18 protein-coding genes and 1 pseudogene are annotated in these 23,789 nt (G+C 68.9%); 6 read left to right on the plus strand and 13 right to left on the minus strand.

What is annotated here, in order from left to right:
• The first annotated feature begins 304 nt into the window (after positions 1-304).
• The gene (locus tag QUY26_RS09005) at positions 305-697 is read left to right on the plus strand and encodes a hypothetical protein (RefSeq protein WP_289944828.1); all 393 of its coding nucleotides are present in this window, start codon (positions 305-307) and stop codon (positions 695-697) included.
• Between the two features lie 5 nt (positions 698-702).
• The gene (locus QUY26_RS09010; protein WP_289944829.1) at positions 703-1,371 is read left to right on the plus strand and encodes a nucleotidyl transferase AbiEii/AbiGii toxin family protein; all 669 of its coding nucleotides are present in this window, start codon (positions 703-705) and stop codon (positions 1,369-1,371) included.
• A 131-nt stretch (positions 1,372-1,502) separates the two neighbouring features.
• Here the strand turns inward: QUY26_RS09010 and QUY26_RS09015 are convergent, their stop codons facing one another.
• From QUY26_RS09015 to QUY26_RS09030, 4 genes and pseudogenes are all read right to left on the minus strand, one after another.
• Positions 1,503-4,976 (minus strand): type ISP restriction/modification enzyme, encoded by a 3,474-nt coding sequence (locus tag QUY26_RS09015; protein WP_289944830.1) that lies wholly within the window; start codon positions 4,974-4,976, stop codon positions 1,503-1,505.
• A 566-nt stretch (positions 4,977-5,542) separates the two neighbouring features.
• Positions 5,543-6,874: a class I SAM-dependent RNA methyltransferase gene (locus tag QUY26_RS09020; protein WP_289944831.1), complete on the minus strand. Its 1,332-nt coding sequence runs from the start codon at positions 6,872-6,874 to the stop codon at positions 5,543-5,545.
• A 258-nt stretch (positions 6,875-7,132) separates the two neighbouring features.
• Positions 7,133-9,181, minus strand: coding sequence for an APC family permease (locus QUY26_RS09025; protein ID WP_289944832.1), 2,049 nt, complete (start codon positions 9,179-9,181; stop codon positions 7,133-7,135).
• Positions 9,182-9,357: 176 nt separating this feature from the next.
• A pseudogene (locus tag QUY26_RS09030) lies at positions 9,358-10,344 on the minus strand (MMPL family transporter); the annotation flags it as partial.
• 93 nt (positions 10,345-10,437) lie between these two features.
• On the opposite strand from QUY26_RS09030, the gene QUY26_RS09035 reads away from it, so the two are divergent.
• From QUY26_RS09035 to QUY26_RS09050, 4 genes are all read left to right on the plus strand, one after another.
• Entirely contained in the window at positions 10,438-10,620 is a 183-nt protein-coding gene (locus tag QUY26_RS09035) for a hypothetical protein (protein WP_289944833.1), read from the plus strand.
• Positions 10,617-10,856, plus strand: coding sequence for a hypothetical protein (locus tag QUY26_RS09040; RefSeq protein WP_289944835.1), 240 nt, complete (start codon positions 10,617-10,619; stop codon positions 10,854-10,856). The genes QUY26_RS09035 and QUY26_RS09040 overlap by 4 nt, the downstream gene beginning before the upstream one ends.
• Positions 10,857-11,012: 156 nt before the next feature.
• The gene (locus tag QUY26_RS09045) at positions 11,013-11,681 is read left to right on the plus strand and encodes a potassium channel family protein (RefSeq protein ID WP_030357311.1); all 669 of its coding nucleotides are present in this window, start codon (positions 11,013-11,015) and stop codon (positions 11,679-11,681) included.
• Complete coding sequence (locus QUY26_RS09050; RefSeq protein ID WP_030357312.1) at positions 11,681-12,349, plus strand: potassium channel family protein; 669 nt, start codon at positions 11,681-11,683, stop codon at positions 12,347-12,349. The genes QUY26_RS09045 and QUY26_RS09050 overlap by 1 nt, the downstream gene beginning before the upstream one ends.
• A gap of 280 nt (positions 12,350-12,629) precedes the next feature.
• Here the strand turns inward: QUY26_RS09050 and QUY26_RS09055 are convergent, their stop codons facing one another.
• The 9 genes from QUY26_RS09055 to kdpF all read right to left on the minus strand — a co-directional run bounded on the left by QUY26_RS09055 (position 12,630) and on the right by kdpF (position 23,571).
• Complete coding sequence (locus QUY26_RS09055; protein WP_289944841.1) at positions 12,630-13,397, minus strand: DUF3159 domain-containing protein; 768 nt, start codon at positions 13,395-13,397, stop codon at positions 12,630-12,632.
• A 3-nt stretch (positions 13,398-13,400) separates the two neighbouring features.
• Entirely contained in the window at positions 13,401-13,811 is a 411-nt protein-coding gene (locus tag QUY26_RS09060) for an OB-fold nucleic acid binding domain-containing protein (protein WP_289944842.1), read from the minus strand.
• A gap of 144 nt (positions 13,812-13,955) precedes the next feature.
• Positions 13,956-14,639: a response regulator gene (locus QUY26_RS09065; RefSeq protein ID WP_030357315.1), complete on the minus strand. Its 684-nt coding sequence runs from the start codon at positions 14,637-14,639 to the stop codon at positions 13,956-13,958.
• A gap of 74 nt (positions 14,640-14,713) precedes the next feature.
• Entirely contained in the window at positions 14,714-17,260 is a 2,547-nt protein-coding gene (locus tag QUY26_RS09070; RefSeq protein ID WP_289944845.1) for a sensor histidine kinase, read from the minus strand.
• 230 nt (positions 17,261-17,490) lie between these two features.
• Complete coding sequence (locus tag QUY26_RS09075; protein ID WP_289944847.1) at positions 17,491-18,717, minus strand: alginate lyase family protein; 1,227 nt, start codon at positions 18,715-18,717, stop codon at positions 17,491-17,493.
• Positions 18,718-18,923: 206 nt separating this feature from the next.
• Positions 18,924-19,655, minus strand: coding sequence for a potassium-transporting ATPase subunit C (locus QUY26_RS09080; RefSeq protein ID WP_289944849.1), 732 nt, complete (start codon positions 19,653-19,655; stop codon positions 18,924-18,926).
• Between the two features lie 6 nt (positions 19,656-19,661).
• The gene (gene kdpB / locus QUY26_RS09085) at positions 19,662-21,812 is read right to left on the minus strand and encodes a potassium-transporting ATPase subunit KdpB (protein ID WP_289944851.1); all 2,151 of its coding nucleotides are present in this window, start codon (positions 21,810-21,812) and stop codon (positions 19,662-19,664) included.
• Positions 21,809-23,473: a potassium-transporting ATPase subunit KdpA gene (gene kdpA, locus QUY26_RS09090; RefSeq protein WP_289944853.1), complete on the minus strand. Its 1,665-nt coding sequence runs from the start codon at positions 23,471-23,473 to the stop codon at positions 21,809-21,811. The genes kdpB and kdpA overlap by 4 nt, the downstream gene beginning before the upstream one ends.
• Positions 23,474-23,481: 8 nt before the next feature.
• Positions 23,482-23,571, minus strand: coding sequence for a K(+)-transporting ATPase subunit F (gene kdpF, locus QUY26_RS09095; protein ID WP_033264828.1), 90 nt, complete (start codon positions 23,569-23,571; stop codon positions 23,482-23,484).
• Positions 23,572-23,789: the final 218 nt, after the last annotated feature.

Genomic DNA, 23,789 nt, shown 5'->3' on the forward strand with positions numbered 1-23,789 from the left:
ACCGCAGGTCAGCGCCCCTTCTCAGCAGGCTCAAGAATCGCACTCCACGTGATGCGTCAAAGGGAAGGTTTCGACCTGAGCGAGTCAGGGAAAAGACACAGGTCAGAGGCGCTTCCTCAGCCCATCGCGTGGGGTACGGACGCCCAGAGCGTCAAACGAGCGTCACGGCCGATTGCCCGTCCTGCCCACTCAGGCAGACCGACGCTGCTATAGGCGGCTCCCCAGTAGGCTCCGCCTCTCTCGCGTCAGACACCGGCTCGCCCATCATGACCCGCGGCACCCCTCAGGCCGCCATAATGGACTCATGCCCTCCAGCTCACAGCACGCCTCACCCGCGCCGAGGGCCCTCCCGGGCGCGGACGCCGAGGACCTCGCGCTCTATCGGGAGAAGTTCCGGCGGCGTCTGCCGGAGTCGCTGGACGAGTTGTACGGCCCTACCCAGGGGATCGTGGAGCTGCCACTGCACATGGCCTGGTCGGGGATGACCTCGTACGACCTGACCAAGCCTCGCCAGCGCATGGGCCTGTACCGCACCGTCCTGCACGAGGGCCTGCGTGATGATCTGCCCCGATACCTCAACCGGGACCTGCTCCTCCAGCTGTGGCCTGTGCTGCGGACCCTGGTCGGTCGCACCGTGCGCGCCGTATGGGAAGACGCCTTCCCCCAACTCGCCTCCCGCACCCGGGCAGCCGCGTGACGGACATGCCGGAGCTGCACACGCGGCTCCTGGCGGATGTGATCGCGCTTGGTTCCCCGTACCCCCTGGTCCTCACTGGCGGATACGCCGTGCGGGCGCACCGCCTCGTCAACCGCCCGAGTCAGGACCTCGATGTCGCCACCGAGAACCCGGCGCCCATGACCGACATCGCGGCCACGCTCCGCGTCGGCCTGGAAGCCCGCGGCTGGACGGTGCACGCGCTGGAGACCGCCCCGCTGTCCGCACGCTTCACGGTGACTGACCCGGTCACCGGGCAGGAGTGCGAGGTCGACATCCTCAAGGAAATCTTTTGGCGGCCGGTCGCCCAGAGCCCGTATGGGCCCGTCCTCGCAGAAGAAGACGTGATCGGGACCAAGGTCCGAGCCCTCGCCGACCGCGGAGCGCCCCGCGACCTGATCGACGTGTTCGCAGCCTCGCGGCGATGGACCAATACCGAGCTCGAAGAGTTCGGCCGCCGTCACGCCCGAGGCCGCTTCGAGCGAGAGGACCTCCAGGCGAACCTCACGGGCGCGGAGTGGACCGACGACGAAGCTTTCGCTGCGTATGGGCTCGACGAAGCCGCCATCACAGCCTTGCGCGCTTGGGCCGTGGAGTGGGCCGACGAGCTTGCGGCCCGCCTCCTCGGAGAGACCGATGATCCGGACATCGGCTGATGGCGGCTGGATGGCATCTAAAGGTGATCAGAGCCAGGGGCAAGAGATGTACACAAGGTGGTGTCAGGACAGTCTCACTCGCGGACGGCGTCCCCGGCGGCCTACCCGTGACGCCGAGTCAGGCGGCAGCCCTACGGATTTTGTCGCTTCCTGCGGGCTTCCTGCGTAGCGCTGGCTTCCCGGCGCCTCCGTGACCGCGCCATCGGAGCGGTGGAGGGAGAAGAGCCCCTCTCCGCGGTGAGTGGCCTTACAGCGTGCGGCTCGCGCGCGTCGATTCCCTCGGTCCCGGGGATGGGGTCGGTCTGTAGCGGTGCGGGAGCAGAACGACGCGCGGTGTCCGGAACGGGCAGGACGTTCCGACGCTGCAACTCAGCGACGCTGACCAGCGGTGCCATGAGAACACCATCGAGCAGCTCATTCTGAACCGACTGCAGCTCGACCAGGTGCCACAGGACGGCCAGCATGTACTGGAGTTCCTCACTCCAAGCAGGTAACCACCCCTCGGGCCGGATACGGTCCAGCTCGCTGACGGCTCTGCGAGACGGCGGTCCCGTCCTGCGTTTCAGCCAGCCGTCGAGAACGTTCTGCCCGCTGACGCGGTAATCCCTCATCTCCTTAGTTACCGGCCCGAAAACGCCTTGTCCGAAGTGGAGCTCGAGGTGGTCGGGATCGTGGATGAAGCTCTCTGGCAGTTCGTCCCTGCCAACCTGTCTCCGGTACGTGATCGCTGGCCGTGCAGTCGCCCACACTTCCTGGGGCCCACCGGGCCTCCCCGCCGCCGGGTCCACAAGCCTCTCTCCGAACGTGGACGCCCAGATCACCTTCCGCCCGATGTGCAGCGCCTCCGACCACAGCGCGGCATCACCTGTGAGGGGTACGCGGACGCCGTTGGTCGTGAGTTCGTCGTCGAAGCGGGACCGGAAACCGGGGTGAGCCGTGATCGCGGCGATGTACGCGAGCAAGTCCTCGGCAGCGACAGCCAGACCACCGAAGGAGTTACTAAGGTGCTGGAGAAGGCCGGGAGTCACATTGGGGGTGCCATCCTTCTGCAGGAAGGGGATCACCCTGCCACCGCCCCAGCCGGCGAAGTGATGCATGTCCGGCATCAGCGCAGTGAACAGAGCGGCGGGGCCGTCGCCAAACCGTTCGGAGTGCAGCTCCACCATGTGTATCTGGCCCTCGGCCCGGTTCTCCCACAGCTCCGGCGAGCATCTGTCGAGGACCCTATTGTCCGGGATAATCCACTGCCGATCGAATGGGCGGAAGGCCACAGGCACCGGTTCTGGACACTCGGGACCGGCCTCGAGCATCGACCGCCTTCGCTGCGCGGAGCCGGGGAGCGGCTTGACTGGCCGATCGACGGTACGGCCGCCCTTGGTCTCCCTGAACAAGGCACGCTTCTCGGCCAGGTCCGTCTCGGTGGCCAGCCTCCTCCACCGGGAGCGCAGCGTGTCGGGGTCCGAGGCGTAGACCCACGTCCGCTTGGGCAAGATGCCGGGCACTGTCCATGGCAGCAGATCATCCAAAGCGGGATACGTATCCCATGCTCCGAGGGCCGCGGGCGTGAACGGGGCGTGGGCGTCCTGGCGCACCGGGCGCCACTGGGCACTGTCCGGCCCGAGAACCTCGAGCTGTGCGTACTTCTCCTCACGAGATCTTCCGTCCAGGGCGACGTACCTGATACGGGCAGGTTCGGTGTCGGCTCTGCTGCGGACGAACACGGCGATCGTCAGTTGCTGCTGAACGCCTTCAAAGAGGCGTGTCCGCAACGGTGGCTGAATACCCTCCGGGCTGAGGTCGATGATCCAGCCCTCGGAACAAGTCTCACGCAGATACTTCCTCATCCCTCGGAAACCGGGCCCGCTGAGGAAGCCAGCGGTACTGATGAAGGCGACAATTCCGCGGTCTGACTCGGTACGGTGCTGTTCGAAGACCTTGAAGGTGGCCCAACGCCAGAAGTAGACGTACAGGTTCTTGAGTTTGTTCTCGTGCACTCCGTTTCTGCCGCCGAGGCGGAAGGCATCGAGTAGAGGCGCTTTGTCATCCCCCTCGCGGCCTTTCTCCACCCAGCCGCCCTCTCCCTCGGCTCTCTCCCGGTCCGGCGGGTTGCTGATCATGACGGTGACCTTCTGCTCGCGCTTGATCCAGTCCGCCTTGCGGGTGTTCTCGACCAGAGGATCGCCATCGGGCAGGAACGTGAAGAGCGTGGCCCTCTCGTAGGGATCTGCGAGGGTGTCGGCGAGATGGAGTCGCAGATCACCGAGTTGGGTGTCGGTGTCCTGCCTGCGGAGGGTCTGGGTGATCCTCATCTGCGCGACGGCGTAAGCGGCCATCTGACGCTCGAAGCCGATCAGCCGACCCGCCAGCTGTTCCACCGCTTCGCCGCGAAAGCCTTCCCCACGGCGGGAGCGTTCTTCGGCGACCCTGTCGATGATCTCGCTGAGGAATGTGCCCGTGCCCATGGCGGGGTCGACGATCGTCACCTGCCTGTCCGCGAAGCCCTCCATACAGCCGAGGCGGGTGCGCAGGACAGCGTCGGTGAAGCGGACCATCTCCTTCACGAGACGGGGTGGGGTGTAGTACGTGCCGGAGCGCCGACGCAGCTCGCGGTCGTACTCCTGCAGGAAGTCCTCGTAGAGATGAACGTGGGCGTCGGGCGTGCGGGCTTGGATCACCTCCCAATCGACAGCATCGATGACCTGCACGAGCGTGTCGATGCGGCGGGCGAACTCGGCGTCCACCGTTTCCGTCAGCAGCTGCAGGGCTCGGCCCATGACTGTGTTCTCAGCCTTCAACTCACGTGCGACGTCAGCGAAGTTACGGCCGGTGAGCGGTACGTTCTCGATCCGGGCCAGCAACATGGCAAAGGCGATCGTCTGGGTGTATCGGTCGGCGAAGAGATGGTTGGGGTCTTGTCCGTCGGTGGAGGGGAAGAGCACCTTGCTCCAGTGGTGCGCCAGCGCGGTGAACGGCTTGGGGGCACGCCGTCGACTGCGAGGACCGTCCGGCGTCCTGCGTTCCAGGGCGAGCTGCTCCAGCACCTCCTCTCGCAGGTACTGGCACAGCGGAGCAATTGACGACACCAACTGACCGACGGTGGTGATGCGTTGGGGCTGCCACCCGAGAAATTCCCGCAGCAGATCCCGAAACGCCGCTCCGTCCGCATCGCCGGTACGCAACCGACTGCCGGACCGGTACAGATCGCCTTCAAGCCGAACCGTGCGGTGAGGCCGCGAACCTCCTCGGTACAGGCACCAGGTGTGACCGTTGCTGTACAGCACGTTGGGCAGCCGACGCATCAGCTCCCACTGCTCCCGGTCCCGCTTGGTGAAGCCGTCGGGCGTGACGTCGTGCCCCGGGGCCTTCAGCTCCAGGAAGCCAGTGATGCGCCCCGAGGTCTCCACGGCGTAGTCAGGACGCACCCGAGCCTCAGGCAAGGGGTACTCGGGATGAAGGCGAGGGCTCAACTTCCGGCGTTGCCCGAAAGTCTCCACCAGCTTCGCCACCGGCAGGCTGATGGACGCCTCCGTGTCGCTGACCCGCAGCCGATCCCTGCACTCGGATCCAAAGTCCGCCACAAGAGCCCGTATCCACTCCTCCGGCATCTTGTCCCCCTTCAAGCCGTGGACGCGAGCGGTGGATCACCACAGACACAGCTTGTTGGAGGCGAAGGGGCCGACTCAGTGCGCACGGGGGGCGCGCGCGAGGCACGAACGGCGCGTTCGGTGACTGCTGGGAAAACAGATGCTGGTGTTGGTCAGGAAGAAATCGCAATAGCCGACTTAGCCGTGCGATGCGTAGTCGCAAAGTACTCTCGGGACACGAAGTCATTGCCATCGCAGACCGCCGGGTGGGCCTTCACGCACACGCTGATCCCTCAGGCGAGGGGCGCGCTCAGCGCGCCGTTTCCAGCTGCTGCGCATGCGCAAGACGACCAGTACGTCAGGCAGGCCGCGGGAAATCAGCACTGCTCACGGAAGCCATGACGAAGTTTCATCACGAGCGTCGTCTGAGCGTCAATCGTGCCAAGACAACGTCGGGAGCACGACACGGCCGGACACCTCCATGCCTCAGACTGCAGCTCAGAGACCCAAAGCGGATGGTTCCCTGCTCGATGGGTTGCGCAGAGGGAAACAGGTCGAGGGAAGCGCCCGGGAGACGAACCTGCAGGTCAGGCCCCCTTAGCCGCTGGCTCCAGAATCGCCACGCACTCCACATGATGAGTCATCGGAAAAAGATCGAACGCCCGCAGCATCCGCACCCTGTACCCGCCCTCCCGGAAATACCCCAAGTCCCGTGCCAGCGCAGCCGGATCGCAGGCCACGTAGGCGATCCGCCGCGCCCCCAGCCCCGCCAGGTGCCGGACCGTCGCCTTGCCCGCTCCCGCCCGGGGCGGGTCGAGGACGATGATGTCGACCTCGGTGATGCCGGTGCGCGGGAGGACCGATTCGACCTTGCCCTGTTCGATGCGGACGCGGTCGAAGGAGGCGAGGTTGTGGCGGGCGTCCTCGACGGCGCGTTTGCCGGACTCGATGCCGAGGACGGCGCCCTCGTCGCCCACCCGGTCGGCGATGGCGCCGGCGAACAGGCCCACGCCGCAGTAGAGGTCGAGCGCCGTCTCGCCCTTGCGCGGGAAGAGGCCCTGCATGACCGCGGTCACCAGCGTGTCCGCCGCCTTGGGGTGGACCTGCCAGAAGCCGCCGTTGCCCACGCGGTACGTACGGCCATCGGCGCGTTCGCGGACGAAGGGGCGGCCGTGGACGCGGTGCACGCCGCCGTCCTTCTCCTCGACGCGCAGGACCGAGACCGGCTTGTCGAGTTCGACCAGGGGCAGGCGGGCGCCGGGGCGCGGGGTCAGGATCACCTGGCGGTCCTGCGAACCCGTCGCCGCGATCGCCTCGACCGAGGCCATGCCGGGCCAGTCCCGCCGCTCGATGCCCAGTTCACTGACGCCCTCGGCCGCGATCATGCAATGGTCGACCGGCTCCACCTCGTGCGAGCGGTGGCGGCGCAGGCCGGCCCGGCCGGTGTCGGGGTCGACCGCGTACTGGACGCGGGTGCGCCACGCCGGGACCTCCCCGGCAGGGAGCTTGTCGCCGTCGGCCGGCATCACCGTGCCGTCCCAGCCCGCCTCCTCGGGCGTGAGCCCGGCCAGCCGCTTCAGCTGCTCGGCGATCACCTCGCCCTTGAGGCGGCGCTGCGCGCCCGGCTTCGCGTGCTGCCAGTCGCAGCCGCCGCAGGCGCCGGGGCCCGCGTAGGGGCAGGGGGCCTCGACCCGGTCCTTGGAGGCTTCCACCACGGTCACGGCGTCCGCGCGCAGGAAGCGCGCGCCCTCCTCGCCCTCGGTCACGCGCGCGACGACCTTCTCGCCGGGCAGCGCGTGCCGTACGAACAGCACCTGGCCCTCGGCCGTACGGGCGACGCAGTGCCCGCCGTGCGCGACCGGCCCGACCTCGACCTCGTACTCCTCGCCCACCAGTGAGTTCTTCGGTTCAGCCTGCATGGCGGGGTGACTCCACAACGTAAGAGGTAAGGAAGGACAGGGGTCGACGGCCTCGACGGCATCGAGACCATCAAGAAAGTCGAGACCGTCGAGGCCATCAAGAATATGGAGAACTTCGAGTGGTGCGGACGGCCGGACGACAGCCCACCAGTCTACGTGGATCTGTCCGGGCCGCTCACCAGCCGGGGAGGGCCGCACAGCCCTCGCCCGGCCTGCCCGGGAGGGCGGCCGGTCCGCCGGGCCGTGCCCGGCGGACCCTCACCCCTTCTTGCTCGTCTCCCTCGTCCGCTTCTCCACCGGCCCCCGCCGCACCGACCCCGGCGCGTTCCACTCCTGGCGCCTGCGCGCCCGCCGCTTCGCGGCCTCGGAGGACTCGAGCTGGTAGGGGACGGAGGTGACCATCACGCCGGGTGTGAAGAGCAGGCGGCCCTTGAGGCGAAGGGCGCTCTGGTTGTGGAGCAGGTGCTCGTACCAGTGGCCCACCACGTACTCGGGGATGATCACGCTGACCGCGTCGCGCGGGCTCTCCCGGCGCAGGGACTTCACGTACTCGATGACCGGGCGGGTGACCTCGCGGTAGGGCGAGTCGAGGACCTTCAGGGGCACGCTGATGCTGCGCCGCTCCCACTCCTCGCGCAGGGTCTTGGTCTCGGCCGGGTCGACGTTGACGCTCAGCGCCTCCAGGGTGTCCGTCCGCATCAGCTTGGCGAACGCGAGGGCCCGCAGCGTCGGCTTGTGGATCTTGGAGACGAGGACGATGGAGTGGACGCGGGAGGGGCGGACGCTGTCGTCGGAGGGGCCCTCGGCGGCCGCGATCTCGTGGGCGACGCGGTCGTAGTGGCGGCGGATCGCGGTCATCGTCGCGTAGAAGATGACCATGCCGAGCAGCGCCACCCACGCGCCGTGCGTGAACTTCGTGACGAGTACGACGATCAGGACCAGGCCGGTGAAGAAGGCGCCGAAGGTGTTGATCGCCCGGGAGCGGATCATGTGGCGGCGCTTGCCCGGGTCGCGCTCGGTGGCCAGGTGGCGGTTCCAGTGCCGGACCATGCCGATCTGGCTGAGCGTGAAGGAGACGAAGACGCCGACGATGTAGAGCTGGATCAGCCGGGTGGAGTCCGCGCCGTAGATCCAGACGAGCATGGCCGCGGCGCCCGCGAGCAGCACGATGCCGTTGGAGAAGGCGAGGCGGTCGCCGCGGGTGTGCAGCTGGCGCGGCAGGTAGCGGTCCTGCGCGAGGATCGAGCCGAGCAGCGGGAAACCGTTGTACGCGGTGTTCGCGGCGAGGAAGAGGACGAGGGCGGTAGCCGCGGCCAGGACGATGAAGAGGAAGCTGCCGTCGCCGAAGACCGCCTCGGCGACCTGGGAGATCACCGGGTTCTGGACGTAGTCGCCGCCGAGCGGGACGCCGTTCTCCAGGAGGTCCTTGGCGGGCTTCTCGGCCATCTTGACGTCGGTCGCCATGGCGAGGCCGATGATGCCGCAGAACATGGTGACGGCGAGGGCGCCCATGAGCGCGAGCGTCGTCGCGGCGTTCTTCGACTTCGGCTTGCGGAAGGCGGGCACGCCGTTGCTGATCGCCTCGACGCCGGTGAGCGCGGCACAGCCGGAGGAGAAGGCCCGCAGGAGCAGGAAGACCATGGCGAAGCCGGCGAGGCCCTCGTGCTCGGCCTTGATCTCGAAGTCGGCGGTCGGGGCCTTCATGGTGTCGTCGAGGACCAGGCCACGGTAGGCGCCCCACGCGATCATGATGAAGACGCCCGTCACGAAGACGTACGTCGGGATCGCGAAGAGCTTGCCCGACTCCTTCACGCCGCGCAGGTTCATGAGGGTCAGGAGCACGATGACGCCGACCGCGCAGAGCACCTTGTGCTCCACGACGAACGGGACCGCCGAGCCCAGGTTCTCGATGCCCGAGGAGATCGACACGGCCACGGTCAGGACGTAGTCGACGAGCAGCGCGCTCGCGACGGTCAGTCCGGCCTTGGGCCCGAGGTTGGTGGTGGCGACCTCGTAGTCACCGCCGCCGCTCGGGTACGCGTGCACGTTCTGGCGGTACGAGGCGACGACCGTGAACATCAGCACGACGACCGCGACGGCGATCCAGGGGCTGAAGTGGTAGGCCGACACGCCCGCGACGGACAGGACGAGCAGCACCTCGCCGGGCGCGTACGCGACGGAGGACAGCGGGTCGGACGCGAACACGGGGAGGGCGATGCGCTTCGGCAGGAGCGTTTCTCCGAGCCGGTCGCTGCGCAGTGCGCGCCCGATGAGGATCCGTTTGGGCACGTCGGTCAGTTTGGACACGCAGAGGATCGTAAGCGCTCCGTCAGCGTGCCGCCCACCCAGTACCCCGGACCTGTCAAGGGCTTCTGGCCGGAAGTTTAAAGAGATGTTCAAAAGGCGAGTGGGTGGGTCGGTCGGTGTGATCGCACCGACCGACCCACCCACTCAGCGGTCACGGCTGCGCGCCGCTCCTCCGCTCACCCCTCGCGGGCCGTCCCCGGCCCCGCCGGCGGCGGCTGCGCGCTCGCGTCGGCCGGGGCCGCGTACCCCCGGGTCAGTCGCTCCTCGGCCCGCCGCACCGCCTTCGATGGCCACCACGTCGCCCGGCCGAGCAGCAGCAGCGCCGCCGGCAGGATCATGACGCGGATCACGAACGCGTCGAGCAGGACGGCCACCGCGAGGACGAAGCCCATCTGCTTCATCTCCAGGATGTGCAGCATCACGAAGCTGGCGAAGACGGTGACCATGACGATGGCCGCGCTGGTGACGGCCTTGGCGGACGCCGCGATCCCGTCGATCACGGCCTGCCGGGTGGGCGCCCCGTTCAGGGCGGCCTCGCGGATCCGGCTGACCACGAACACCTGGTGGTCCATCGAGAGCCCGAAGAGGATCACGAAGAGGAACAGCGGCACGCGCGAGGAGATGCCGTGCAGGGAGACGAAGGACAGCAGGTCCTCGGCCCACTCCCCCTGGAGGACGAGCACCAGGAGCCCGACCGCGGACGCGGCGGACAGCGGGTTCAGGCCGAAGCCGAACAGTCCGAGGACGACGGACCGGAAGGCGTGCACCGTCATCGCGAACGTCACCAGGAGCCGCAGTCCGAGGACCAGGGGCAGCTTCTCGTTCTGGTGGCCGACGTAGTCCACGCCGCGGGGCACGTCGCCGCTGACGGCGGCCTCGACGCCGTCGAGCTCGCCGACGGTCGCGGGCAGGTAGTCGTCGCGGATGCGGTCGAGGGCCCGCACGGTGACCACGGCCTGGTAGCGGATGCGCAGGTCGGGGAAGTCGGGGAAGGGGAAGGCGGCGAGCATCCGGTCGTGGCCCCGCAGGGCGGGGATCTCGCGGGAGAAGCTGTCCCGGGCCGGGTCCTTGAGCTTCATGGTCACGGCGGGGGCGGCGAGGCCGAGCAGCACGAGGACGGACAGGCACAGGGTGAGGACGGGGCGCTTGCGGGCGGGGGCGAGGGCCCCGTGTACGTGAGCGAACTCGCCCGGCGCCTCGGTGTGCCCCGGCCCCTGCCGTCCATGCATCCGGAACGTCTGGGGAAGGCCGGTCTCGTGATCGGCAGGCTGGAGCTCTCGGACGACGGCAGGGCCCTCAAGCGCTTCGAACTCGCGACCTTTGACGTGCAGTTGAACGTCGATACGACTCTCGCGGCCGCCCGCCTCGACGGGGCGGACGCTCCACCGGACGGGACGGGTGAAGCCGGAAAGCACTCACCAAAGAGGACTCCCAGATGAGCGACGCGATCGTCCCGATCGCTCTCTTCCTGGTCCTTGCCGGCGCAATCATGGCGGTGGCCGAGTTCCGGACGCGGCGCAGCCGCGAGCGCGACATCGAGTACGCGCAGGAGACGGAGGACTACCGCAAGGCGCGGGACTCGGTGGCGGCCCAGCAGGAAGCCATACGGACCCGACTCACCGAGCTGAACGTCCGGGTCCAGTCCATGGAGAGCATGCTGCGCGCCGTCGAGTGAGCCCCCTGCCGGCCCTTGACCGTCCCGCGGGATCCGACCCGGGTGAGGAAGCCGTTACCGTGGACTCGAGCATTCCCGGGGAACATTCGAGGGCGAGAGTCATGAGTAGGGCATTTACGCAGGTCACGAGGGCCATGAGGAGCGCGGGGTAACGACGTGCACATCGTCATCATGGGCTGCGGGAGAGTCGGTTCCGCTCTCGCGCAGACCCTGGAACAGCAGGGGCACACGGTCGCCGTCGTCGACCAGGACCCCACCGCATTCCGCCGTCTGGGTTCCGGCTTCGGCGGTCGCCGTGTGACCGGCGTCGGCTTCGACCAGGACACCCTGCGCGAGGCCGGCATCGAGGACGCCGGTGCCTTCGCCGCCGTCTCCAGCGGCGACAACTCCAACATCATCGCCGCCCGCGTGGCACGCGAGATGTTCGGCATCGAGAACGTCGCGGCCCGCATCTACGACCCGCGTCGCGCCGAGGTCTACCAGCGCCTGGGCATCCCCACGGTCGCCACGGTCCGCTGGACCGCCGACCAGATGCTGCGCCGGCTCCTGCCGTCCGGCGCGGAGCCGCTGTGGCGCGATCCCACCGGCGGCGTGCAGCTCGCCGAGGTGCACGCGTCGGCCGCCTGGATCGGGCACAAGATCAGCCAGCTGCAGGAGGAGACCGGCGTGCGCGTGGCCTTCCTCACCCGGCTCGGCGAGGCGGTCCTGCCGACGTCGCAGACGGTGCTGCAAGAAGGTGATCTGGTGCACGTGATGATGCGCACCGACGAGGTGGAGAAGGTCGAGGCGGCGTTCGCCGAAGGCCCCGAGGAAGGCGGTCACTGATGAGGGTCGCCATTGCCGGAGCGGGTGCGGTGGGCCGTTCCATCGCCGGTGAGCTCCTGGAGAACGGGCACGAGGTCCTGCTCGTCGACAAGGCGCCGACGGCCATCTCCGTCGAGCGCGTCCCGCAGGCCGAGTGGCTGCTCGCCGACGCCTGCGAGATCACCTCCCTGGACGAGGCGGCGCTGCAGCGCTGCAACGTCGTCATCGCCGCGACCGGCGACGACAAGGTCAACCTCGTCGTCTCGCTGCTCGCCAAGACCGAGTACGGCGTCCCGCGGGTCGTCGCGCGCGTCAACAACCCCAAGAACGAGTGGCTCTTCAACGAGTCCTGGGGCGTCGACGTCGCCGTGTCCACGCCGCGGCTGATGTCCGCGCTCGTCGAGGAGGCGGTGAGCGTCGGCGATCTCGTCCGGCTGCTGCGCTTCAGCCACGGCGACGCGAACCTCGTCGAGCTGACGCTGCCGCCGGAGTCCGCCCTCGCGGGCACCCGCGTCGGCGACGTCCAGTGGCCCGAGGACACCTCGCTGGTCACCATCATCCGCGGTACGCGCGTGCTCGCGCCGACACCGGACGACTCGCTCGAAGCGGGGGACGAGCTGCTCTTTGTCGCCGCGCAGGCGCGGGAGGAGCAGTTGGAGGACCTGCTGTCGGTCCGCCGCGACGTCTAGCCCCTGGGCTCTACGCAGGTGGGGGGCGCCCGGAACTTTCCGGGCGCCCCCACTTGCGTGACCGCCGATCGGCGCTTCGCGCCTCGTCCTCAAACGCCGGACGGGCTGGATAGTGCCGGGGCAGGTGGGTGGGAAAGAGCCTGTCCGGCGATTGAGGACAGGGCGCGAAGCGCCGATCGGCGGGAGCCGTCTCACCGGAAGGGGACAACCACCCCCTGGGGTCCAGGGGCGAAGCCCCGGGATCGGAGAAGGGGCGGGACTGGGGCGCCCCGCGAAGGCCCTAGGCCTGCCGCTGCCGCTCCGCGGCCTTCCGCTCCGCCTCGGCCTTCTCCTCCGCCTCCATCTCCGCGAAGACATCGATCGGCGGCGGCGCCTTGGCCAGGAACACCCAGGTGAAGTAGACGGCGAGGACCATCGGCGGCAGCTTGAGGGCGATCAGGACCCAGCCGAGCTGCTCGGTGTCCGCCCACCAGTACAGCGGGAAGAGGATGGCGTACTTGGCGAGGAAGATCAGGCCCCAGGCCAGCGACGCCTTCGTGTACGCCTTCTTGCGGCCCGGGTTGCGGGTGCGCCAGGACAGGTTCTCGCGGAAGACAGGGCCGAGCAGCAGCCCGAGCAGCGGGTAGCCGACGAGCGCGGAGAGGAAGAAGGCCGCACCGAGCCCGGTGCCGTAGATCATGCCGGGCAGGTAGAAGTCCTTGGCGTTGCCCGTGAACATGGCGAAGGCCACGCCGAACGCGACGCCGAAGACACCGCTGAAGGCGTGCTTGACGGTGTCCCGGCGGACCAGGCGGACCACGACCAGGACCAGCGCCACGGCGAGGGCCGCGATGGCGGACAGGTGCAGGTCCTTGTTGATCGTGTAGATGAGCACGAACAGCAGGCCCGGCACCATCGTCTCGACCGTGCCGCGGATGCCGCCGAAGGCGTCGAACAGCGCGGCCTGCGTGAGCGCCCTGGTCTCGGCGTCCTGGACCGCGCGCGCGGCCTCCGCGTCCTGCGGGCGGTCGCCCACGGCCTGGTCGGTCGGCTTGTCGACTGACGTCACCGGTTACTCCCGTCCGAGCGGTCTGAGTTCGTACTTGGGGTTGAAGAGCACTCTGCGGCCGCGGTCTATGGAGATCCGCCCCGACGCGATCAGGCGCCGCCCCGGCTCGATCCCCACGATGGAGCGCCGGCCGAGCCACACCACGTCGAGCGCGGCGGAGCCGTCGAACAGCTCCGCCTCCAGGGCGGGGACGCCGGCGCGGGGCCGCAGGGTGACCGTGCGCAACGTACCAGTAACGGTGACTATCTGGCGGTCGTGGCAGTCACCGATGCGCGTACAGCCGGCCGTCTCGGTGTCCTCGCGCAGCTCCTGCGACTCCAGGTCCTCCTGGGAGGACGACAGCCGGTCGAGCATGCGCCGGAAGCGGCCTGCCGGCTTGCCGGATCCAGGGGCAGAACCAGGAACAGCACTCATACCCGAAGCGTACCGGTGGTCACCAGCGCCCCCGCAATGGGTGCGCTCACCTGTGCTGATGCCCGCTCGGGACGGGTGCCAAGCCTCCGGACGGCGAAACCCGGCCACCCCTCCCCCGCCGCGTCCCGGCGTCCCCCGGTCTCGCTACCGCTCGAACCGGTATCCCATCCCGGGCTCCGTGATGAAGTGCCGCGGGTGCGCCGGGTCCGCCTCCAGCTTGCGGCGCAGCTGGGCCATGTAGACGCGGAGGTAGTTCGTCTCCGTGCCGTACGAGGGGCCCCACACCTCCTGCAGGAGCTGCTTCTGGCTGACGAGACGGCCCGCGTTGCGCACCAGGACCTCCAGGAGGTGCCACTCCGTGGGGGTCAGGCGTACGTCGCGGCCGTCGCGGTTGACCTTCTTCGCGGCCAGGTCGACGGTGAAGTCCTCGGTGTCGACCATCACGTCGTCCTCACCGGCACCGGTGGGCTCCGCGCGGCGGACGGCGGCGCGCAGCCGGGCCAGGAGCTCGTCCATGCCGAAGGGCTTGGTCACGTAGTCGTCGGCGCCGGCGTCCAGGGCCTCGACCTTCTCGTCCGAGCTGTGCCGGGCCGAGAGGACCAGGATGGGCACGCGCGTCCAGCCGCGCAGCCCCTTGATGACCTCCACGCCGTCCATGTCGGGCAGACCGAGGTCGAGCACGATCACATCGGGGTGGCGGGCGGCGGCGAGCTGGAGGGCGGTGGCGCCGTCCGGTGCCGCGTCCACCTCGTACTTGCGTGCCTTCAGATTGATCACGAGGGCGCGTACGATCTGCGGCTCGTCGTCGACCACGAGCACCCGGGTCATTCCTACCTGCCTTTCGGGCTTGTCAGCGCCGCTGACGCGGCTTTCGGTGCCACGTACGGGGCGTTCGGTGGCGGTCACGAGGTCATCTGGGCGGAGAGGTCCGGTACGACGGGCGGTCGTCCGGCCGCCGCCTTCAGCGTGAGCACCATCGTGAGGCCGCCGCCAGGAGTGTCCTCCGCGTTGAGGGTTCCCCCCATGGATTCCACGAAGCCGCGGGCGACCGCGAGGCCGAGGCCGACGCCGCTTCCTCGTGGAGCGTCACCGTAGCGCTGGAACGGCTCGAAGATGCGGTCCTTGGCGTCATCGGGGACGCCGGGCCCCCGGTCGACGACCCGCAGTTCGACGCGGTCGCCGAGGGCGCTCGCCGAGACGAACACGGGTTCCTCCTCGGGCGCGTACTTGACGGCGTTCTCCACGATGTTGGCGACCGCGCGCTCCAGGAGGCCCTTGTCGACGGCGACCATCGGCAGGTCCTCGGGGATGTCCAGGACGACGCTGCCGTCGGGGACGCCGCCGAGGGCCATCGGGACCACCTCGTCGAGGTCGATCTCGCGGATCAGCGGGGCGACCGTGCCGGTCTGCAGGCGGGACATGTCCAGGAGGTTCCCGACGAGGTGGTCGAGGCGGTCGGCGCCCGCCTCGATGCCCGCGAGCAGCTCGGCCTGGTCCTCCTCGGACCACTCCACGTCCTCCGAGCGCAGCGAGGTCACGGCGGCCTTGATGCCGGCGAGGGGGGTGCGCAGGTCGTGGCTGACGGCGGCGAGCAGGGCGGTGCGGATGCGGTTGCCCTCGGCGAGCGTGCGGGCCTGGTCGGCCTCGGACTGCAGGCGCTGGCGGTCCAGGACCACGGCGGCCTGCGCGGCGAACGCGGCGAGGACGCGGCGGTCCTCGGCGGGCAGGACACGGCCGCTCAGGGCGAGCGCCATGTGGTCACCGACGGGCACGTCCACCTCGGCGTCCTCGGGGCGGCCGACGTGGGCGCGGGCGCCGACGCTGCCCGCGCAGGTCCACGGCGTCACGTCGCTCTCGCGCTCCAGGAGCGCCACGGACTCCATGGCGAAGGTCTCGCGCACCGTCTCCAGTAGCGATTCGAGGCTGTTCTCGCCGCGCAGCACGCTGCCCGCGAGGTGGGAGAGGATCTCCGACTCGGCGCGCAGCCGGGCCGCCTGGTGGGTGCGGCGGGCCGCCAGGTCCACGACCGACGCCACGGACACCGCCACCGCCACGAAGACCGCGATCGCCACGATGTTCTTGTTGTCGGAGATCGTCCACAGGTGCAGCGGAGGTGTGAAGTAGTAGTTGAGCAGCAGCGATCCGACCGCCGCGGACGCGAGCGCCGGGAGCATGCCGCCGAGCAGGGCCGCCGCCACCGTGAGCGTCAGGAACAGCAGCATGTCGTTGGCGAGACCGAGGTCCGCGTCGATGTTGGTGAGCAGCAGCGTCAGGAGCACGGGGCCGACGATGCCGACGAGCCAGCCCCAGATGATCCGGGAGCGGCCGAGCCGGGCGCCGCGCGCCACGGGCAGCCCGCGCCCCTTGGCCACCTCACCGTGCGTGACGATGTGGACGTCGAGGTCGGGCCCGGACTCGCGGGCGACGGTGGCGCCGACGCCGGGCCCGAAGACGTACTGCCAGGCCTTGCGGCGCGAGGAGCCGAGGACGATCTGGGTGGCGTTGACGCCGCGCGCGAACTCGAGGAGCGCCGCCGGGATGTCGTCGCCGATGACGTGATGGAAGGTTCCGCCGAGGTCCTCCACGAGGGTGCGCTGGACGGCGAGTTCCTTGGGCGATGCGGCGGTGAGGCCGTCGCTGCGGGCGATGTAGACGGCGAGGATCTCGCTGCCGGAGCCCTTGGCGGCCATGCGGGCGGCGCGGCGGATGAGGGTGCGGCCCTCGGGTCCGCCGGTGAGGCCGACGACGATGCGTTCCCGGGCCTGCCAGGTGGAGCGGATGTTGTGCTCGCCCCGGTACTGCTGGAGGTACTCGTCGACCCGGTCGGCCACCCACAGCAGCGCCAGCTCGCGCAGGGCGGTGAGGTTCCCGGGGCGGAAGTAGTTGGACAGGGCCGCGTCGACCTTGTCGGCCTTGTAGATGTTGCCGTGCGCCATCCGGCGGCGCAGCGCCTGGGGCGACATGTCGACCAGCTCGATCTGGTCCGCCCGGCGCACCACCTCGTCCGGCACCGTCTCGCGCTGGCGGACACCGGTGATCGACTCGACCACGTCGCCCAGCGACTCCAGGTGCTGGATGTTCACGGTGGATATGACGTCGATGCCCGCTTCGAGCAGTTCCTCGACGTCCTGCCAGCGCTTGGCGTTGCGCGAGCCCGGCACGTTGGTGTGCGGCAGCTCGTCGACGAGCGCGACGGCGGGCGCGCGCCGCAGCACGGCGTCGACGTCCATCTCGGTGAACCGCGAGCCGCGGTACTCCAGGTCCTTGCGGGCGACCTGTTCCAGGCCGTGCAGCATCACTTCCGTGCGGGGACGGTTGTGGTGCTCCACGAAGGCCACGACGCAGTCGGTGCCGCGCTCGATGCGACGGTGCGCCTCGGACAGCATGGCGTACGTCTTGCCGACACCCGGTGCCGCACCGAGGTATATCCGTAGCTTGCCGCGTGCCATGGCCCCATTGTCTTCCTGAAACTGCTGTGTACGCAGCGTCGACCTTACGGCCAACAATTACGGCAAAGGGGATGAGGCCGACCTTCCTGGGGCTCCTTGACGCAACCCTGATGCCGTCTCTTGCGTCCTATTGCGTCCCCTGTGGGACAGGACACACGGTTTTCGGCCTTGGCGGACGGAGGGGCCGCTCCGCCACGGCGGAGCGGCCCCGGTGCGGTCCGAGAGCCGGGTCAGCGCGGGTTGTCCCCGTGCGTCAGGGTCTCCCAGGCGACGAAGAGGTTGTTGGATCCCGCCGGGCGCTTCTGCTCGGTGAGCCGCCGAGTGTTGTCCATCGGCACGCCGAGGCGGTTGTGCAGGGCGTTGTAGCCGACCTCCGTGACCGGCCCGAGGCCGCGCTCGACGGAGCCCTTGCACAGCCAGCTCGGCGGCGCCTCACCGAGCTCGTACTTGGCCTGGAAGCCGAGCGCGTGCCGCAGCCGCTCGCCGACGTCCGTGCCGTACAGGTCCTGGCCCTGGATGCGGCTGGTCTCGGCGATGTGCGAGATCGCGGAGATGCCGTACCCCGTGTGCGTGAAGTCGCGGCAGGTCTCCTGGGTGAGCCCGTTCACGAAGGTGCCCTGGCCCTGCCAGTACTTGACGATCTTGTCGCGGGTGTCGAGGTTCTGGCTCGGCACGGTCTTGGGCAGCGCGCCGTCCGAGGTCAGATAGACGTACGCGGCGGTGCGCGTGCGGAACTTCGCCATGGCCTTGTCGTACGACGCCTTGTCCTCCAGGAAGACGGAGATGCCGACGGCGGCCTCCATCATCGACAGCTCCCAGTTGCCGTTGGAGTTCGAGCCGTTGATGACCTTCGGGAGGTAGACGGTGCGCAGCATGGTCGCGAAGCGCCCGGAGTTCGCCCAGGTGCCCGGGTAGGTGTGCTTGATGAGCTCCGCGGCCTTGGGCCAGGAGGATCCCGCCCAGCCGGTCTGGAGCGGGGCGTTGCTGTTGGTGTGGTCCTTGATGGTGCCGGACCAGGCGTCCATCAGCTGGATCGACTTCTTCGCGTACCGCTCGTCGCGGGCGAGGTACCAGGCGAGCGCGGTGGTGTACGCGGCTATCGCGTCCTCGCGCTCGTCGGTGCAGCCGTGGTTGGGGTTGGAGTACGAGCCGCACTCGACGATCGCACGGGGCTTGGGGGTGCGCGAGAGGGAGGCGTACTTGCTCCCCATCATCTGGTCGTAGGCGCCCTTCCAGGGCTGGGCGCCCGCGTTCACCTTCTCGCGGGCGAAGTCCAACTGGCTCTTGGAGACGGTCACTCCGGGGTGCGCGAAGGTGGCGGGGGCCGCGTCCGCGCGGTCGGTGCCGGGCCAGGCGAGGAGGGTGGCGGCGAGGGCGGCCGCAGCGGTGGCGGCGGTCGCGAGGAGGGCGGGGCGTGGTCTGCGGCGGTGGCGTACGGGTGTGGGGGTGGGCGCCATGAAGAGGCCATCCGTTCGTGTATGTGAACCTCAAGTGCCTTTCTGAACACGCGTGTTGAACGGTGACCATAGGTACGGACCTGACTTCCGTCAAGGCGTGAAGAAGGCGGGAATCAGGCGGGAAAGCGGGCGCGCAGAGGGCGTGAAGAAGGCCCCCCGCGGGCCGGCGAACCGGACCACGGAGGGCCTGAAGGCGCTCGGGGAGGTCAGCCCTTCTCCGCCACCAGGTGCTTCAACGCGATGTTGAGCTTGAGGACGTTGACGCGCGGCTCGCCCATGAAGCCGAGGATCCGCCCGTCGGTGTGGTCGTCGACCAGCTTCTCCACCCGCTTGACGTCCAGACCGTTCTTCTCCGCGACGCGGTGGGCCTGGAGGTCGGCGTACTCCGGGGAGATGTGCGGGTCCAGGCCCGAGCCCGAGGACGTCACGGCCTCCGCCGGGATGTCCGAGGGCCTGACCTTGAAGTCGGCCGTCTCGTTGTCCTTGATGACGGCGTCCCTGGCGGCGCGGACCTGGGCGCAAAGGCCCTCCTCGGCCTTGGGGTCGCAGACCTCCTTGCCGTCCTTCTTGCCGCCCTCCTTCAGGGACCCGGAGTCGCCGGAGAGGTTGGTGGCGCCGGAGAGGATCAGCTTGTACCGCGTGTTCACGCTGTTCTCGCCGAGCCCGTTGGACGGCCGGGGCTGGAACCACTTCAGGTCCGGCTCCGGGGTCTCCTGCCCCTTCTTCAGGGGCAGGTCGTAGCGCTGCCCGATCAGCTCGGAGCCGACGACCTTGCCGCCGTCCTCGATCTCGGAGCCGTTGGCCTTGCCGGGGAACAGGGCCTGGGCGACGCCGGTCACGGCGAGCGGGTAGATCACGCCGCAGATGACGGTCAGGACGAGCAGGGCGCGCAGTCCGGCGCCGAGCAACCGGGCGGTGTTTCCTACGGAGTTGTTCATTTCAGGTCACCCAATGCCCGGGATGAGGGAGATGAGCACGTCGATGATCTTGATGCCGATGAACGGGGCGACGAGCCCGCCCAGGCCGTAGATCCCCAGGTTGCGCCGCAGCATCCGGTCCGCGCTCATCGGCCGGTACCGCACGCCCTTCAGGGCCAGCGGTACGAGGGCCACGATGATCAGCGCGTTGAAGATGACGGCCGACAGGATCGCGGACTTGGGGCTGGACAGGTCCATGACGTTGAGCTTGTCCAGGCCCGGGTAGACCACCGCGAACATCGCCGGGATGATCGCGAAGTACTTCGCGACGTCGTTGGCGATCGAGAAGGTCGTCAGGGCGCCCCGGGTGATCAGCAACTGCTTGCCGATCTCCACGATCTCGATGAGCTTGGTCGGGTTGGAGTCCAGGTCCACCATGTTCCCGGCCTCCTTGGCGGCCGAGGTACCGGTGTTCATGGCCACGCCGACATCGGCCTGCGCGAGCGCGGGGGCGTCGTTGGTGCCGTCACCCGTCATCGCGACCAGCTTGCCGCCGGCCTGCTCGCGCTTGATGAGCGCCATCTTGTCCTCGGGCGTGGCCTCCGCGAGGAAGTCGTCCACGCCCGCCTCGTCGGCGATCGCCTTGGCCGTCAGCGGGTTGTCACCCGTGATCATGACGGTCTTGATGCCCATGCGGCGCAGCTCGTCGAACCGCTCCCGCATGCCCTCCTTGACGACGTCCTTGAGGTGGATGACGCCGAGGACGCGAGCGCCGTCGGTGTCCTCCAGGGCGACGAGCAGCGGCGTGCCGCCCGCCTGCGAGATCGTGTCGGTGAGCTCCTGGGCCTCGGGCGTGACGGTGCCGCCACGCTCCTCGACCCAGGCGACGACCGAGCCGGTCGCGCCCTTGCGGACCTTGCGGCCGTCCACATCCACACCCGACATCCGGGTCTGGGCGGTGAAGGCGATCCACTCGGCGTCCACCAGCTCGCCCTGGTGGCGCTCGCGCAGGCCGTACTTCTCCTTGGCGAGCACGACGATGGAGCGGCCCTCGGGCGTCTCGTCGGCCAGCGAGGAGAGCTGGGCGGCGTCCGCCACCTCGGCCTCGGTGGTGCCCCGCACCGGCACGAACTCGGCGGCCTGGCGGTTGCCGAGGGTGATGGTGCCGGTCTTGTCGAGCAGCAGCGTGGAGACGTCACCGGCGGCTTCCACCGCGCGGCCGGACATCGCGAGGACGTTGCGCTGCACCAGGCGGTCCATGCCCGCGATGCCGATGGCGGAGAGCAGCGCGCCGATGGTCGTCGGGATCAGGCAGACCAGGAGCGCGGCGAGCACGATCATGGACTGCTCGGCGCCCGCGTACACCGCGAACGGCTGCAGCGTGACGACCGCGAGCAGGAAGACGATGGTCAGCGAGGCGAGCAGGATGTTCAGCGCGATCTCGTTGGGCGTCTTCTGCCGGGCGGCGCCCTCGACCAGGTTGATCATCCGGTCGATGAAGGTCTCGCCGGGCTTCGTCGTGATCTTGATGACCACGCGGTCGGAGAGGACCTTCGTACCGCCGGTGACGGCCGAGCGGTCGCCGCCGGACTCACGGATGACCGGAGCCGACTCACCGGTGATCGCCGACTCGTCGACGCTGGCCACGCCCTCGACGACGTCGCCGTCGCCGGGGATGACGTCGCCGGCCTCGCAGACGACCAGGTCACCGATCTTGAGCTCGGTGCCGGGCACCTGCTCTTCCTTCTTGCCGGACCCGCCGTCCGCCGAGAGGCGACGCGCGACGGTGTCCGTCTTGGCCTTGCGCAGGGTGTCGGCCTGGGCCTTGCCGCGGCCCTCGGCCACGGCCTCCGCGAGGTTCGCGAAGATCGTGGTCAGCCACAGCCACGCGGCGATCGCCCAGCCGAACCAGTCGCCCGGGTCCTTGGCCGCGAGCACGGTGGTCAGCACCGAGCCGATGAGCACCACGAACATCACGGGGGACTTGACCATCACCCGCGGGTCGAGCTTGCGGATGGCGTCCGGGAAGGACTTGAGCAGCTGAGCCGGGTCGAAGAGCCCGCTGCCGACCTTGCCGCCGTCCGGCTTGTGGCCGGTCGGCACGTCCTGGTGCGGCGCACGCGTGGGTGTGGCTGTCGTCATGGAGCCGGGCTCCTCTTGCTTGATGTCGGTGGTCATGACGCGAGACCCTCAGCGAGCGGCCCGAGCGCGAGCGCCGGGAAGTACGTCAGACCGGTAATGATCATGATGGTGCCGACCAGAAGGCCCGTGAACAGCGGCTTCTCGGTGCGCAGAGTCCCGGCCGTCTTCGGGATCGGCTTCTGCTCGGCCAGCGAACCGGCCAGTGCCAGGACGAAGACCATCGGCAGGAAGCGGCCGAGGAGCATCGCGAGACCGATCGTGGTGTTGAACCACTGCGTGTCCGCGTTCAGGCCCGCGAAGGCCGAGCCGTTGTTGTTGGCGCCGGAGGTGAAGGCGTACAGGATCTCGGAGAATCCGTGGGCACCGCTGTTGGTCATCGAGTTCTTCGGCGTGTCCATCGCCATCGAGGCGCCGGTGAAGCCGAGGACGAGCGCGGGCGTGATGAGGATGTAGCAGGCCGCGAGCTTGATCTCACGGGTGCCGATCTTCTTGCCCAGGTACTCGGGCGTACGGCCGACCATGAGGCCCGCGATGAAGACCGCGATGATCGCCATGATGAGCATGCCGTAGAGGCCGGAGCCGACACCACCGGGCGCGATCTCGCCGAGCTGCATGCCCAGGAGGTTGATGCCGCCGCCGAAGCCGGTGTTGGAGGAGTGGAAGGAGTTCACCGCGCCGGTCGAGGTGAGCGTCGTGGAGACCGAGAAGATCGCCGAACCGCCGATGCCGAAGCGGGTCTCCTTGCCCTCCATGGCGCCGCCCGCGAGGTCGAAGGCCGGGCCGCCGTGGTGGAACTCGGTCCACATCATCAGGGCGATGAACCCGAGCCAGATCGTCGCCATCGTGGCGAGGATCGCGTAGCCCTGCTTGACCGAGCCGACCATCTTGCCGAAGGTCCGGGTCAGGGCGAACGGGATGACCAGGATCAGGAAGATCTCGAAGAGGTTCGAGATCGGGTTCGGGTTCTCGAAGGGGTGGGCGGAGTTGGCGTTGAAGTAACCGCCACCGTTGGTGCCCAGCTCCTTGATGGCCTCCTGCGAGGCGACCGCGCCGCCGTTCCACTGCTGCTCGCCGCCCATGAACTGGCCGACGCCGTGGATCCCGGAGAAGTTCTGGATCGCGCCGCAGGCGACCAGGACGAGCGCGCCGATGACGGAGATCGGGATGAGGACGCGGACGACGCCCCGGACCAGGTCGGCCCAGAAGTTGCCCAGCTCGCCGGTACGCGAGCGCGCGAAGCCGCGCACCAGCGCCACGGCCACGGCGATGCCGACGGCGGCCGAGACGAAGTTCTGCACCGCGAGGCCGCCGGTCTGCACGACGTGGCCCATGGCCTGCTCGCCGGAGTACGACTGCCAGTTGGTGTTCGCCACGAACGAGGCCGCCGTGTTGAACGCCTGGTCCGGGTCGATGGCCTGGAAACCGAGCGAACCCGGCAGCGAGCCCTGGAGCCGCTGCAGCAGATACAGGAACAGCACGCTGATCGCGGAGAAGGCCAGAACGCCGCGCAGATAGGCGGGCCAGCGCATTTCGGTGTTCGGGTTGGCACCGATGCCCTTGTAGATCCACTTCTCGACGCGCAGGTGCTTGTCGGAGGAGTAGACGCCGGCCATGTAGTCGCCGAGGGGACGGTATGCGAGGGCCAGTGCGGCGACGAGCGCGAGCAGCTGGAGCACACCAGCGAGGACGGGACTCATTTCTTGACTCAGAACCTCTCCGGGAACACAAGGGCGAGGACGAGATAGCCCAGCAGGGCGACGGCCACGACGAGGCCGACGATGTTTTCGGCGGTCACAGCTTCGCCACCCCCTTGGCGACGAGTGCCACCAGCGCAAAGACCGCGATCGTGGTGACGACGAAGGCCACGTCGGCCATCGTGTGCTCCTAGATGAGATTCGGAATTACTGACGTGTTGAGGAAACCGCCTCGCTGGCGGGTTTCGATCGCCGTTGACACCTCCCTTACGGGCAGGGGCGCCGCATTGACGACTCTCTTACGCGTTCCGTTCTCACC

It is taken from the genome of Streptomyces flavofungini (assembly GCF_030388665.1).
Lineage (GTDB): Bacteria > Actinomycetota > Actinomycetes > Streptomycetales > Streptomycetaceae > Streptomyces > Streptomyces flavofungini_A.

Bases quoted from the DNA above. Each gene is read 5' to 3' on its own strand.
- QUY26_RS09005 (WP_289944828.1), top strand. From the start codon at position 305: ATGCCCTCCAGCTCACAGCACGCCTCACCCGCGCCGAGGGCCCTCCCG.
- QUY26_RS09010 (WP_289944829.1), top strand. From the start codon at position 703: ATGCCGGAGCTGCACACGCGGCTCCTGGCGGATGTGATCGCGCTTGGT.
- QUY26_RS09015 (WP_289944830.1), bottom strand. From the start codon at position 4,976: ATGCCGGAGGAGTGGATACGGGCTCTTGTGGCGGACTTTGGATCCGAG.
- QUY26_RS09020 (WP_289944831.1), bottom strand. From the start codon at position 6,874: ATGCAGGCTGAACCGAAGAACTCACTGGTGGGCGAGGAGTACGAGGTC.
- QUY26_RS09040 (WP_289944835.1), top strand. From the start codon at position 10,617: ATGAGCGACGCGATCGTCCCGATCGCTCTCTTCCTGGTCCTTGCCGGC.
- QUY26_RS09050 (WP_030357312.1), top strand. From the start codon at position 11,681: ATGAGGGTCGCCATTGCCGGAGCGGGTGCGGTGGGCCGTTCCATCGCC.
- QUY26_RS09060 (WP_289944842.1), bottom strand. From the start codon at position 13,811: ATGAGTGCTGTTCCTGGTTCTGCCCCTGGATCCGGCAAGCCGGCAGGC.
- QUY26_RS09065 (WP_030357315.1), bottom strand. From the start codon at position 14,639: ATGACCCGGGTGCTCGTGGTCGACGACGAGCCGCAGATCGTACGCGCC.
- QUY26_RS09070 (WP_289944845.1), bottom strand. From the start codon at position 17,260: ATGGCACGCGGCAAGCTACGGATATACCTCGGTGCGGCACCGGGTGTC.
- QUY26_RS09075 (WP_289944847.1), bottom strand. From the start codon at position 18,717: ATGGCGCCCACCCCCACACCCGTACGCCACCGCCGCAGACCACGCCCC.
- QUY26_RS09080 (WP_289944849.1), bottom strand. From the start codon at position 19,655: ATGAACAACTCCGTAGGAAACACCGCCCGGTTGCTCGGCGCCGGACTG.
- kdpB (WP_289944851.1), bottom strand. From the start codon at position 21,812: ATGACCACCGACATCAAGCAAGAGGAGCCCGGCTCCATGACGACAGCC.
- kdpA (WP_289944853.1), bottom strand. From the start codon at position 23,473: ATGAGTCCCGTCCTCGCTGGTGTGCTCCAGCTGCTCGCGCTCGTCGCC.